We start from the raw sequence: 14,265 nt of genomic DNA, 5'->3' as shown, positions 1-14,265 counted from the left end.
GTGTGATTACAGATTAGGGCTTTGAAAGCCAAGGTTAACTAAACCGGTTTTCACTTCCGGACAACTCATCAGTAAGTTCCAAATCAGTTTACTCCGATGGTTCTCAATCATTACGATCATCGGCCCTTGGTCAATGGCCAGGTAAGAATTTGAAAACCATCCTTGCTTTAAACTGAACGAATCGTAAAAACCATAGGTACTCCACAACTTATCGCCTAGTTTATAATAGAAAAAGCGCAGGGCCGCCATTGATTCAGTTGGCGTATACGGCAATGATGAAACGGCTGCTGTTGGTGCAATTACACCTACATCATTGGTTGGCGAGCTGGCCGTATAACCATTAGGAATATCACTCGCAGTAAGTCCCCAGCAAGTTGAACCATAACCGTAATTATTCAATGGGTTGGTTACACAATATTGATAATTGATTTTAGTATGATTTACCACCTGCGTTTGATAGTCGGCATAATTATCTTTTAATCCGTTGGGATTAATTCCCAAAAACGAATAATGCGCAAAAAATAACGGACCTCCATAAGCGGGTCCTAAAGGCAGCGTAATGGTATAGTATGCACTGCCATTTTTCATGGCTCCGTTCGCTGCCCATCCTTCATCATAAACTGTCTTTGGCACACTGTAGGTGGGTGCAGAAGCTGCCAACACATAGGTGATCAGGCATTCGTTCCAACCTTTTATCGGCATATTCATATCCCAGGCATAATTAGGGCTCCAGTGCCAATACAATACATTTTCATTATTCTTTCTGAACCAGCTCCACTCCACACCATTCCAAAGCACATTAATTTTATCCCGAAGAGCGGTTTCTTCTGTACCGGTTCCATCAAAATATTGCCGGGCAACTAACAATCCCTCGATCAAATAAGAGGTTTCCACCAGATCGGCCCCATTATCTTTTGTACTAAAAGGAATTACAGCACCAGTAGCGCCATTCATCCAATGCGGAAAGGCACCATGAAACTTTTCTCCTTTAGTAGTTAGAAAATCTACCATTTTAGTTAAACGGGTAAGAGCTTCCTGCCGGGTGATAAAGTTGCGGTTAACCGCAGCTACAATAGCCATTACCCCAAAACCAGAACCGCCAATGGTTACCAAATCTCCTGAAGTATTCCGCTCGCGAGCCAAACCACTTGTGGGATGGGCAAAATCCCAGAAATATTTGAACGTTTGTTTTTGCACCAGCGTTAACAGTTCATCGTCGGTAAGCTGCGGAAATTTATCAGAAGCATCGTATGCAGTCATTAGATCAACAGCAACGGCCGTTAACAACTTTCCTTTATCTTCTGCTGTAAGGTTAGTGGTAGCCCCAACCACAAACTTGGTCAGGTAATTTAAATTCATACTTGGCTGAATTACCAGTGTCGTGTTGCCATTTTCAAAGCTCAGTGTATAAGGGACAGCATTTCCTCCCGCATCTTTGAACACAAGCCCATTGGTAGCCGTATTTTGAGCTATTGGCTTTGAAAATGTAAGCTTCACAATCGGTTTTTCATTTACACCCATATAGCTAAAGCCGGTAAATACTCCATTAACTGTTAAACTCACAAAATTAAATGATGATGGAGGTGGTTCTGGCGGGTTGCTCTCACTGCTATCATTACAAGAGTAACCCACCATTAACACACACAGAACCCATAAAATAAATTTGTACTTCATTGGGGTATGACTTAACGCCCTAGCGATTCGAGTTTATAAATCGAATTAACATCCGATTCGGCTAAGGCCTTATTATAAATTCTGAATTCATCCAATGCTCCCGAAAAATTGGTTGCCCAATCTTGTGGAGTTCCCCCTACGTTTAAGCTCGGAACGGTTTGGAATTGGAAAGCACCAAAAGCGATCTTAGAGGCATTTACAAATTTGAGTAGGCCATATGGGATATCGTGCGTTGCCGGATCATCGCCATGTAGTTTGGGCCCTTTTGTCCCTTGTGGGTTACCGGCCGTATTTACTCCTATTTGTTTTCCGTTAACATATACATTGTAAATAGACTTATCTCCATCATATGTAGCGGCAATATGAACCCACTTATTTACAGCTGCACCAAACTTGGTATCGGTAAACTGGCCTTTCCATACCACATTATCATTGTTCATATGTATCTTAAAGAAAAGGCTATCAACATTTGGCACCCCGTTTTGGATATAAGGTTCGATATAGATATCCAGGCTACCCCAAAAATCCTTACTGTTATTAAGGGCAAAAATTCCGGTTGCTTTTGAGGCTTGGGCTGTATAGGCCCAAAAAGTAATGGTATAGCTCGTTAAAGCTGGAAGAACCGTACCTGCATCGTTAATTACCGCATATCCGTTTGCTGCACCCTGAAATGCCTGCCCTTTTTTACCTGTAGCGTAGGTAATATTTGTTGGGGTAGCTTGCAAACTGCCGGCACTATCGGTAAGGCTATTTTCAAAGGCCCAATAGCCAACTAAATTATCAGGAGAAATTTCACGGACGCTGTTGTAACCACCGATAGGTTTCTCGGGTGCGTATTCATCATTATGGTCTTCTTCACAAGAGCTTAAAATCAAAACTCCGGCTATAAGATATATCGACTGTTTAAATAGATTTCTTTTCATAAAATTTCAGTTTGAAAAAATTAATTATAACCGATGTTTTGAGTTAAAGCGCCTGCACTTTTATCTATTTCATTTTGAGGGATCGGCATCAGTTCATTTTTACCTTCCTTAAAACCCTTAGTACTGAATACGGCAAAACCTCTTCCCTGGCGAATCACATCAAAAAAGCGGTCGAACTCCATAGCCAATTCCACCTGGCGCTCGTGGTAAATAGCATTCCGCAACTGATCTTGATTAGTAGTGGTTACATCAGGTAAAATAGCAGCATTGCCCCCTCTTGCCCGCTCTCTAACTGCATTTAACGAAGTAAGTGCCTGCGGAGAATTTCCCAACTCGTTAGCCGCTTCGGCATTCATCAATAACACTTCGGCATAACGAATTACCCTGATGTTTTGATCTTCCCCTTCGTTTTGTTTGAAAGGAACCGTAAAGGGAACGTATGATTTTTGGTTATAACGAGGATTGTCGCCTGTTGGAGCTACAGCATCACCTTCGGGGGTTGTTTCGCCTCTGAAAATAATTGTGGCATCCTTACGTGGGTCATCGGCTTCAAAAGCATCTACCAATGCTTCTGTTGGAACGTTAAAGCCCCAGCCGCCACCACTTTGAGCGCGTACACCCTGAACCTGAGAATACTGACTGTTAGACGCTCCCTGAATACCTGGCAAACTCTGGCATTGGATCTCGAACACCGATTCGGTGCTATTCTCATTTGCTATTCTGAATAAGGCTTCGAAATTGGGGAACAAGGAATAACCCAAACCCATTACCTGGTTGGTGTAATTAAGAACATCGTTCCATTTTTTCTGATACATGGCCACTTTTGCGTGCAAAGCCAAGGCTGCTCCTTTTGTTACCCTTCCCACATCGGTTGCCGGATAATTTGGAGGAAGTACTGAAGCAGCATCGGTTAGATCTTGCTCTATCGCCGCCCAAACTTGTTCTTTAGGCGTACGTGGTATATTGAAATCTACATTGCTTTTTGGCAATGATAATCGCAAAGGCACATCACCAAAAGCGCGAACCAATCGAAAGTAATTGTAAGCCCGAACAAACTTAGCTTCGGCTATATAACGGGCTTTCAAATTGGCATCCATATTAATGGGAGGGATGTTCTCAATCACCTGGTTACAAAGGTTGATACTTTGATACTGTCCTGTCCAAAAATCCTGGATTTGCCCTTCTGAAGCGGTATATGTAAAATTATCAAAGTTGTTGAAGAAAGTAGCGTCGCCCGGGCTACTGCCTTTTTCAGCCTCATCCGCAGGAACACTTTCAATCGCAATAGCAGCAAATGCCACCTGGTTCCAAACCCTTAAATTGGCATATATAGAATTCACAGCTTTAGTTGCATCATCTTGAGTAACAAAAAATGCTTCGGCTTCTTCCTTTGCCTGTGGAGGGACATCTAAAAAATCGGAACTGCAGCTTTGAAAAACCAAACCAGCGGTAATAAAAATGGCCAGTAGGTTTTTGGTAGATATAAATGAATTAGTTGTAAAGTACATGGTCTTGATTTTTAATGTTAAAATGTAACGTTTAAGCCAAAATTGTAGGTTGCATATAAAGGATAAACCCCACGGTCAATACCTGTATTAATGGTTTTTGGAGTACCTCCAACATCATTTTTTGCTGTGCCTACTTCCGGGTTAAAACCGGTATAGCTAAAGAAAGTGATCGGATTCTGAGCGTTAACATATACTCTTACCTTCTGCATTTTCCATTTCGAAATTAACTTGGTATCAAAAGTGTAACCCAGTTGAATATTGCGGATCCGGAAATAACTACCATTTTCAACATACCATGAATTAGGAACATAATTTTGTCCGCCACCAACATTGGCTGATGGATAAGAATTGGAGGTTCCTGCACCATGCCAACGGTTATTATAAAAATCTTCACTGTAATTCTCAGAACCGAAACGAACTCCTTTGTTCGCATTATAAATATCAACACCGGCCACCCCTTGAAAATCAACAGCCAGATCAAAAGCTTTATAAGCAAAGCTGGTATTAATACCATACATGTATTTAGGATTTGGATTGCCGATCACCTCACGATCGCGGGCATCAATGATACCATTGCCATCCTTATCATGATATTTGAAATCACCCGGACTTGCATCAGGTTGAGCTGAAGCGGCTACTTCAGCATCATTTTGGAAGATGCCATCTACCACCAATCCATAAAATTGACCAATAGGTTCACCCTGTACAGTTATTGTGCTTAGCTGCCCGCCTGTTGCAGCATCACCACCAGCGTAAATTGGATTTTCGCCCGACTCTACATTCGTTACCTTATTATTATTGATACTTAAGTTTGCGTTTAATGAATAGGTAAAATTTGATTTGTTTCCATCTTTCCAACCTAAACTAAACTCAAAACCCCTGTTTCGAATATCAGCCTGGTTACCTATAAGCTGCGAAGAAGTAGTTCCTAAAGATGTTAACACTGGAATTGGGAAAATGGCCCTTTCTGTAGTACGATTATACCAATCGAGCTCGGCCGTTAACCGGTTATTCATGAACGCACCTTCAATGGCAAAGTCGGTACCGTTACCCCGCTCCCAAACAAGCACAGGAGGAACAATTGAAGTAATATTTGCCCCGGTATAAGGCAATCCGCCAAACACCGCGGTAAATTCAGGTTTTTGGTCAACAGTTAAGGTAGATATATTGGTTTGAATACCTGAGTTCCCTACAATACCCCAACTTCCTCTTATTTTAAGTTCATTGATAAAGTCGAATTTCTTCATAAACTCTTCCCTACTGATCACCCATCCAATACCTACCGAAGGGAAATATCCCCATTTATCATCTTGAGAAAATTTAGAAGAACCATCCGCTCTGAACGAAGCATTCAATAAGTATTTATCATTATAAACGTAATTAATACGACCAAAATAGGATTGGGCCGTTGATAAGTCGCCGCCATCTTTAAGCGTACGGGTATCGTTATCGCCAAGTGCTAAATAAATATCACCTGAAGTACTATTAGGCACGTTACGTGCTGAACCTTCTATGAAATAGTTTTTATAACGTTGAGCCGAAAGACCTCCCAAAAGTGTGAAGCGGTGTTTATCTAGCGTCTTTTCATAGGTAAGGGTGTTTTCCCATATCCAGTTATTATTTTCATCCTGGTTTATGGTCAGCAAGCTTATTTGATTATACTGGGTATGAGTGGCAGCCCCTAGCTCGGTATCATAATTATAAACCGGGTTATAGGTCCTGCGGTCGATTTCATTATATTCGGCCCCGAAGTTAGTTTTGAAAGTAAGGCCCTTTACTATATAAAATTCAGCAAACGCACTTCCGGTAATTCTTCTCCCTTTAGATTCTTGTGTAAATACATCCAGTTGAAGTGCGGGGTTACTAGGAACGTTTCCTACGGGATAATCAGCAGGATCTCCCCAGGATCCATCAGCATAACGTACCGGAACTACCGGAGCGGCAGTTACAGCTTTATAAATAATATCGTCGGGGACATCAGTTGATTTCTTGTTTTCTAAGATGGCGTTATACCCTATTTTTAAAAATTTTGTTGCCAGAATATCGTTTTGCAGACGAGCGGTTATTCTATCGTATTGATTCTTCTCTACATTTCCTCCCTGTCCAAAATAGCCAATAGAAAAATTGTAAGAAGATTTTTCAGAGCCACCGCTTACAGTTAAATATTGGTTGGTGGTAAATGAATTTCTGGTAACCGCAGTCATCCAATCGGTTCCGTTGCCGAAAGCGTCGGGATTGGCAAATGTTGGAGTGTTATTCAGCTCATTTATTAAAGTAGCATATTGCGAAGCATTGGCCATTTTAATAGTATTATTAATGGTTTGCAGCCCCACATAGCCATTATAGGTTATTCGTGTGTCTCCTTTACCTCTTTTAGTGGTAATCAGCACAACTCCATTTGAAGCGCGTACACCATACATCGCTGTACTGGAAGCATCCTTTAAAATATTAATTGATTCGATATCCGATGGATTTAGGAATCCGATGTCATTATACCAGGTTCCATCCACCACATACAGCGGATTTGCGTCACCATACACCGTTCCCAAACCCCGAATACGAATTTGAGGCGAGGTTCCGGCAGAACCTGAATTAGTAATTTGCACACCCGCAACCTTTCCCTGTAAGGCACTTACTGCGTTAGGCACCGATTGTTTGGAGATTTCCTCACCTTTAACCTGTGCTACAGCACCGGTAACATCCAGTTTCTTTTGAACCCCATAACCTATCACAACAACCTGTTCCAAGGCCGTACTGGTTTCAATAAGCTGAACATTTAAGGTACTTCCGGTAACCTGAACTTCTTTGGTTTGGAAACCCAAATAACTAAATACAAGGGTATTGCCAACACTTGCCTGAAGAGAAAAACTTCCTTCGGCATTGGTTTGGGTACCTTTGTTAGTTCCTTTAACCGAAACGCTTACAGCAGGCAAGCCAAGACCTTGCGCATCGGTCACTTTCCCGCTTACCGTAATTGCATTTTGGGCTAATGCAAAATTTACGAAAAGGAAACAGAGGACTATCCCAAACAGGCTGTGGGTAAATAATCTTTTCATAGTTGATAAATCAGTTGTTAATAAATCAGTTTATAGATTGATCGTACTATAAATTTGGGGGAAGATTTGCATGAAACATAATAAAGCACTTCTACATTAATACGTCATCAAAAAACAAAAATGGCCTCATTATTAATAAAGAGGCCATTTTTAGCTGTTTATCTCATACAGAGTTGCTTTATCCACTTAGTATGCCACAAGAAAAAACTCAACTTAGTGTATGCTTTACAATTTGTTTATGAGAGGTAATGATGTAGTGATTATTGCTCCATGAGATACTCAGCCAGATTCTTATCATGTGGCAAATTCAGCTTTTTACGCAACCTGTAGCGCCTGATCTCCACTCCTCTAACCGTTATATTGAGCAGTGATGCCATTTCCTTACTGCTCATATTCATTCGGAGGTAAGCGCAAAGTTTTAGATCATTTGGCACCAGGTGAGGATGGGCACTTTTCAATTTTTTAAAGAAATTACCCTGCGCCTCATTAAAACTATTCTCGAAAACATTCCAGTCACGTTCATCATTCATCCCCTCGTCTATAACTTTTTGTATTTTCTTGAGCTGGTCATACGAAAGCAAATTACCAGATGTGTCAGTAAGGTTATGTATTTCATCCCTAATCTTTTCCAGTAATTCATTTTTGTAAACAATATTCATGGTGGTGTTCGCCATCTCCCTCTTTTTACTTGCTAGATCAGCTTCCAGCTGTTCCTTTTGCAATTGAGCAATCTTGCGTTCATTCGCTAAGGCTTCCTGCCGGCGAAATTCTTCTTGTTCCTTTTGCAATTGTTCCTGAATTTCGAACTGATGCTTAGTCAATTTCCTGAAATACAACTTCCTGAATCTTAATATCGCAATAATACCGACAAGTAAATAGATTAACCATGCCCACATGCTCGCATACCATGGTGGTGAAACTTTAAAAGTAAAAACTGTTATTTTGGTGATTAAACTCCCTTTCACTTGTGCTCTTACCATAAACTTGTAAGTACCATAAGGCAGGTTGGTGAAATCTTTTTGGGTTTGAATGCTCCACTCAGACCAATCTCCTGAATACCCTTCCAGAAAATATTGATACATAACATTTCCTTTTTGAAAATAAGGAAGCGCATAAGAAATACGGATATTATTCTGACTGTGGGGCAATACGATGGTGCTTGCTAAACTATCAGTTTCGGCAATGGTCGTAATCTTATCGGTCGCGTTTTCGATCTTACGAATAAGAACCTTTGGCAGTAATGCTTTTTTGGAGCTATCGTTGCTCTCATTGTAAAGCACAAAACCATCATCAACACTTATCAAATAAAGCCAAGGATTAATTCGGTTAATGTTTTCGTAATACTGCACCATATGCCCATTGAGCATATTGAACTGAACTGAATCAATACTTACTTTACCCGGTACCGAAAAGTTGGCCAGCGCTACTTTTCCATGATTTACCAACCAGTAACGCTTGCCTTCGGCAGTTATGATCTTATTAGAGGAAGCGAAAGAACCCAGCAATGCATTTAACTCAACGTAGGGTTTAAACCTGTCCGAAATATCATCATAAACATAAAACCCCTTGTCGGACGAAAACACTATTTTACCCTCAAGGCTAAACACATTTACATTGTAGCTGCTAGGAAGCCCTTTTTTTGCATCGAAATAGGTAACTGTTGTTGCCAATAACAAATCGGCTGAAAGCGTAACCTTGTAAATGCCCTTGTAGGCATGACTCACCCATAACTGTCCACGGGCGTCTTGCTCAATATATCTGGAGGGCTCTCCAAAACCCTTTAACTGGTTAAGAAGCTGCCAGTTCCCAGCAGCATCTTTACGATAAATGGCGATGCCGGTATAATTTCCCTGGATGAGATAATTAGGGTTTGAATTAAGCTTTTTGATTACCCATCCGCCATTTATGGATGAGATCTTTTGAAGCGAACCATTATTTACCAAAAAAGTTCCTTCATTACTTCCGCTGAAAAGTTTACCATCAATTAGTGATAGATCCCAAACCTGTCCCTGAGAGTTAGGAATAAATTTAAAATCGAAGTTGTGGAAACTGTTACCAGAAACAGGCCATGGGCTATAAAAAAGGCCCTGGTTGGTACCTATGTAAATTTTATTCTGATGGATTATACTTGAATAAACTGTTCCAAATTGTCCTGCCTTATCAAAATAAAAATATAGCGAAGAATTCAGTTCAATACGATCAATACCATTATCCAATCCGGCCCATAGATTCTGGTATTCATCTGTATATAAACTTAAAACCGTATTATTTTGCAGCCCACTGGATTTATTAATACGCTGAATTACATTACCCTGTTCATCGATAATAATAATACCGTTGAGAATAGTTCCATAAGCCACATATTTATCAAAAAGAACGGTTCCATTATTCAGCTGATATGTTTTCAGAAAATCATCAGCCTGCGTTTTCCAAGGTTTAACCTCATTATTCTCATAAACAAAGAGCCCATTTTTGGCTGTTCCAATTATAATTTTTGCACCAAAAGCAAGTACTGATAACACTCCCGACTGACCAATTTCTTCAGTACCTTTTATTAATTCGAGCGCATGATCTTTCAATTCGTATAAACCATTGGCAAGCTTTTGCGCGAAATACCTGTTTCCTACCTTAAACAAAAACAAATAAGGCTCCTTAGCATTCACCACCGTTATCCTGCCCTTTTGATAGATATATATACAGTCGAACGATTGAAAAATCACCTTGTCGGCATCAACATAGATCTTCCATACTTCACCATTAAGCGGATTGTTTTTAGGAATTAAAGAAATTAACGAAGTATAGCCAAACTTACCTTCGGCATTGTAGGTCCAGTAGCCAAACTCTCCAAATCCACCGGTATAAACCTTATTCTGATCCGTTGCAACACTACGCACAATTACATTATTGGGCATTTTAAACAGCTGCCAGTAACGGCCATCGAAGCTGAGCAAACCTTCGGAATTACCATAATACATTACGCCATTCTTCCCCTTGGCCACCGACCAGTTTTGATTTCCAGCCTGGTAGGTCAATTTGGAGTAATTTTCAACAAAGGGGACCCCTATTCCATTGATATTGGTGGCAAAACCTGAAGTATATACGAGTTGGAAGAATAAAATGAGGAAGCAAAAGCGACGTAGAGTACACTGCATAATTCTTGCAAAATTTGGTAAGATGATAAATTGGTATACCGTAAAATAAGAAAATGTTTGCTTATCTAACTTCTAAGCTTCAATCAAAATAAATACCCCTGCAATACATAAGCTTGCAAGGGCATTTATAAAGGGTCTTTATTTATGAATTATTCCAAATTAACACCTGCTTTTTTCAGTTTCTCCTGAACGTAGGCAACAAACTTATCGCGTTTTTCAGTACCCATAATTGCGTCGAGTTGAGCGCTTCGAGCGGCGGTAGCGAATTCGGCTAATTTCTCTTTATCCTCATCTGTTTTTCCGTAGCGATCGATTCTATCGAGGGTAGAAAGATAGCAGGCATTAACGTTATCAATATCAGTTAACTGTGTTGGGGTCATGCCCAATGTGGTTTTCAGGTAATTTTGATTATCAGCCCTAAATGCCTTGGCTTTTGAAACTTTTTCTTCTTTTGAAAGATCTGCCCATTTCTTTTGGGCACTGGCAACCTGAATACTAGCAAGTGCAATAATCAATAAGAGCGCAATTTTTTTCATAATCGTTTAATGTTTAAAAGTACAGGAATTTAATTTTTACCATTTGTAATGTTTGATAAAAGATACTGATTTTTAAACACTAGCCAAACTGTTTACCCCAAAGTATGCTGTAATTTATGCTTGCTTTTGATTTTTTAAATTCCCAACAACTTGCTCAATTCTACAGTTTGAATTTCATACTTAGGATAGAAATCTGCTGAATTCATGTAGTTGATCAACGATTGATAGAATTGTAAACCTTCTGGATTTTTTAGCAGTTCAGGCAATTGCGACATGCACACCAACAATTTTCCATCGCCAACCTTAAACTCGAACACCAAACCTAATTTATGGTTCCGCTCAAGGTTATCAATCACCTGAACAATAGGCCGGTAATTCTTGTTTAAATCATCCAATATTAGTGCATTACTGGCTTTTATGATCGAGAACCATTGCCAGTTGGTATGTGAATCGGTTGGAAAGGATTTAAAAATTGGATGCTGCGGATCGGCTAAAATACCCAAAGTACCCGGAGAAACGGGTTTCTTGGCCCATTCACTAATACCTTTAAACATTCCCCAGTTCCAAAATTCAGGCGGAAATAATCCTGCAACACTATTTTTCTTAACATCAGCTGTTTGCGGGAACAATAACATCTTAGCTCCAGCCTTCAGTTTGGTCATTGCCTCATCTGTTAATCTGTTAACAACGGTCACGTTTTCTGAAACAGGAATCGTCTTTAATTCCGGATAAACCCAAATAGGATACGAATTGGTATAATGGCCATTTTTTACCGACAAGTTAATAGTTAGCCTCTCCGGTTTGGTTATCTCCGAAAGCAGGAAACTCACATTTGCTGCATTAGTTAAACCTCCAACATCAATTTTCAAATCATTCAATATTCCCTCTTTCAATACAACACCACTGCTGTTTTTAATTTGCCAATGAAGGTCATTCACAGATTTATTGGAATAATTGGCAACCACTATATCTGCGGTAAACGTTTCCTTATTGGTATAACAATACTTCGGAAACTCCAACAACACTACCACATCATTACATGAGTTAAGCCAATCCTGCTTGCTGATCACATTTTTGCTATCCATAAATGCATCCAGAATACCAACTAGCGCTGTTCCCTGCCCCGGAAAATCCTGCAGATCGAGCAGTTGAAACCCTCCAAATCCTTTGGTTCTGATAGCAGCTTCCATCTCAGCTTTATAACACAATGCCGACCATGCTCCAGAAGCCTTTTGAAAAGCCAGATCCTGATCGAGCATTCCGGCCTTTTTCAAACGGTCCCTGAAAACCATCAAATTTCGGGCTTCCAATACCCCGGTGTATTTTTTGATCTCGTTGAAATCAGGATATATCTGATACTGCCCTATTTCATGGCTCACTACCGGAATTTTGATCTTAGAAACCGCATAATCAAAATTCACATTTGTTGAAGGCAGTTGAGTATTCAGAATTCCGCCATCACGCGAATCAACAAAGGCATGCGTTAAACGAGTATGGGTTAAGGTAGTATCTCCGGCAGAAGGAGTTCTTGCTCCTAAGTAAAAATCGGACATTGACGCCGGCTCATGATAACCGATGTAAATATTCGACCCTTCGGTATATAAAGGTCGGCTATCATAGGCCTTTAGGGTTTCTATATTCTTTTGGACTTTATCGAGGTTACCGCCTAGCTCATTTCCATGCGAAAACATAACAAAAGATGGATGATTGGCGTAACTTTTCAGCATCGCCTTACCCTCTTCAAGAAGCATGGTAGCTAGCGAATCGGTGTTCAACTCACCCCAAAAAGGAAGTTCCGGCTGTAAATAAATCCCAACCTGGTCTGCAGCTGTAAAAGCGGCTTCCGGCGGACAATAAGAATGAAAACGATAATGATTGATGCCGTATGACTTAGCTATTTTCAGCACATGTAACCAGCCTTCCACATCCATTGGCGGGTGCCCAGTAAGTGGAAAAACACAGGCCTCATGCTTACCTCTTAAAAAGGTTGTGCGGTCGTTTATGGTAAACTGAGTGCCCTTTACAGCAAACTTGCGCATTCCAAATCTAACCGACTGAGCATCTTTAGATTTTCCGGTAGAAACAATGGCCGTGAGTTTATAAATAGGTTGTTGATATTCATCCCACAGATCAAGGTCTTGACTTACATCATAGCTTAACTCAACAACATTGTCAAGCTTTATAGTTTGTTTAACGGTTTTTAACTGTTGAACCTTTCCATCTTTTTGTTTCTCCACTAACAGATCAACCGTAGCATTTTTTAAACCAGATGGATTATCTATTTCCAGCTTAATAGTAAAGCTTTTGTTTTCGATATGAGGGAAAACCTGAAGCTCGGTTATATGAGTTTTGGCTGAAGCTTCTAAATACAACTTACCAATGATACCATTCCAGTTGGTTTGCGTGTCATCTGAATAAATATGTACGTTTCCGTAGGGAGTCAGTTTTAATGAGTTATCAATGCGAATGGTAATAAAGTGCTCGCCGGGTGTCAGGTATTTGCTCACATCAAAACTCTGTGCCGATTGAAGAAGTGTTGAATTTCCAACTAACTGATCATCTACCCAAATCATCGAAGATTTGGTTCGCTCCAAAAACAACTCTACATAGTGGTTTCCAAACGATTTAGGAATGGTTACTTTTTTCCGATACCAAGCCGCGCCTTCATAACGATAGACCCTGTTCAAATGCATCGTACTGGTGTCTTTATTCAGAAAGCCTTTATGAGCCTCATCAGTAGTTTGTGGGAGCTTGATCGCTTCAGGAAGATTTTTCGAAAACCACTTTTGCTTAACGCCCGCATTGGCTGTATCTAATACAAATTGCCATTCGCCACTTAGTTCAATCCGTTCGCGATAGCTTTGTGAATCGTTTGTTTTTTTATTCTGAGAAAAAGAGGAATGAATGGAAAATACAAGAGCCAGTAATACGAAAGTAAATCTCATCAGTAAAATGTTGTTGTTAAAGGTTGAAAGCCTTAGATAGCTTAACTACAAAAGGTCCAAATTAATACTCCACCTGAATATTACCTTATGATATTTTAACCTTTAATGGGCTTTTTTTGCAGTTGAACGATTACTCACCCGTTGTTTGAAGTGTTTAAGCAACACATACCCTAAAAAATAAATTGGCCGCTAACCCGGAAACTGAATGTTAAAGCATTGTGCGAAACTATTTGCTTTTCGCGCTAAGTAACCAAACTATCTACCCCTAGGTCGGATCATACTCGACGTATACTAGACGCATACTAGACGTATACTAGACGTATACTAGACGCATACTAGACGTATACTATCCTTGACCAACTCTATTGCTGCTGCTCAAGTTTTGTGAAAGCATAAGGTAAAGCTCCACCCAAAACTTGCTTTGATGGTATCGCATTTTGCGATACCATATCTACCACCACTTTTTCGGCT

General features: G+C 40.1%; 7 protein-coding genes. All 7 read right to left on the bottom strand.

The features are described from left to right. Positions 1–6: 6 nt before the first annotated feature. The gene (locus tag C3K47_RS05075) at positions 7–1,674 is read right to left on the bottom strand and encodes a glucoamylase family protein (protein ID WP_103788033.1); all 1,668 of its coding nucleotides are present in this window, start codon (positions 1,672–1,674) and stop codon (positions 7–9) included. 11 nt (positions 1,675–1,685) lie between these two features. Next, on the bottom strand, positions 1,686–2,597 hold the full coding sequence (locus C3K47_RS05070; protein ID WP_103788032.1) for a LamG domain-containing protein: 912 nt from the start codon (positions 2,595–2,597) through the stop codon (positions 1,686–1,688). A gap of 20 nt (positions 2,598–2,617) precedes the next feature. Next, on the bottom strand, positions 2,618–4,105 hold the full coding sequence (locus C3K47_RS05065; protein WP_103788031.1) for a RagB/SusD family nutrient uptake outer membrane protein: 1,488 nt from the start codon (positions 4,103–4,105) through the stop codon (positions 2,618–2,620). A gap of 17 nt (positions 4,106–4,122) precedes the next feature. After that, a complete protein-coding gene (locus tag C3K47_RS05060) occupies positions 4,123–7,161 on the bottom strand; it encodes a SusC/RagA family TonB-linked outer membrane protein (protein ID WP_103788030.1) in 3,039 nt (1,012 codons plus the stop codon). A 260-nt stretch (positions 7,162–7,421) separates the two neighbouring features. Then, complete coding sequence (locus C3K47_RS05055) at positions 7,422–10,313, bottom strand: triple tyrosine motif-containing protein (RefSeq protein WP_103788029.1); 2,892 nt, start codon at positions 10,311–10,313, stop codon at positions 7,422–7,424. A gap of 149 nt (positions 10,314–10,462) precedes the next feature. Continuing rightward, the gene (locus tag C3K47_RS05050) at positions 10,463–10,849 is read right to left on the bottom strand and encodes a hypothetical protein (RefSeq protein ID WP_103788028.1); all 387 of its coding nucleotides are present in this window, start codon (positions 10,847–10,849) and stop codon (positions 10,463–10,465) included. Positions 10,850–10,983: 134 nt separating this feature from the next. Next, positions 10,984–13,794 (bottom strand): sugar-binding domain-containing protein, encoded by a 2,811-nt coding sequence (locus C3K47_RS05045; protein WP_103788027.1) that lies wholly within the window; start codon positions 13,792–13,794, stop codon positions 10,984–10,986. Positions 13,795–14,265 lie beyond the last annotated feature (471 nt).

This window comes from Solitalea longa, assembly GCF_002920915.1.
GTDB lineage: Bacteria > Bacteroidota > Bacteroidia > Sphingobacteriales > Sphingobacteriaceae > Solitalea > Solitalea longa.
Note: the sequence above shows the minus strand (reverse complement) of the source record. Positions and strands in the feature narration are given on the sequence as shown.

Bases quoted from the DNA above. Each gene is read 5' to 3' on its own strand.
- C3K47_RS05075 (WP_103788033.1), bottom strand. From the start codon at position 1,674: ATGAAGTACAAATTTATTTTATGGGTTCTGTGTGTGTTAATGGTGGGT.
- C3K47_RS05065 (WP_103788031.1), bottom strand. From the start codon at position 4,105: ATGTACTTTACAACTAATTCATTTATATCTACCAAAAACCTACTGGCC.
- C3K47_RS05055 (WP_103788029.1), bottom strand. From the start codon at position 10,313: ATGCAGTGTACTCTACGTCGCTTTTGCTTCCTCATTTTATTCTTCCAA.
- C3K47_RS05050 (WP_103788028.1), bottom strand. From the start codon at position 10,849: ATGAAAAAAATTGCGCTCTTATTGATTATTGCACTTGCTAGTATTCAG.
- C3K47_RS05060 (WP_103788030.1), bottom strand. From the start codon at position 7,161: ATGAAAAGATTATTTACCCACAGCCTGTTTGGGATAGTCCTCTGTTTC.
- C3K47_RS05070 (WP_103788032.1), bottom strand. From the start codon at position 2,597: ATGAAAAGAAATCTATTTAAACAGTCGATATATCTTATAGCCGGAGTT.
- C3K47_RS05045 (WP_103788027.1), bottom strand. From the start codon at position 13,794: ATGAGATTTACTTTCGTATTACTGGCTCTTGTATTTTCCATTCATTCC.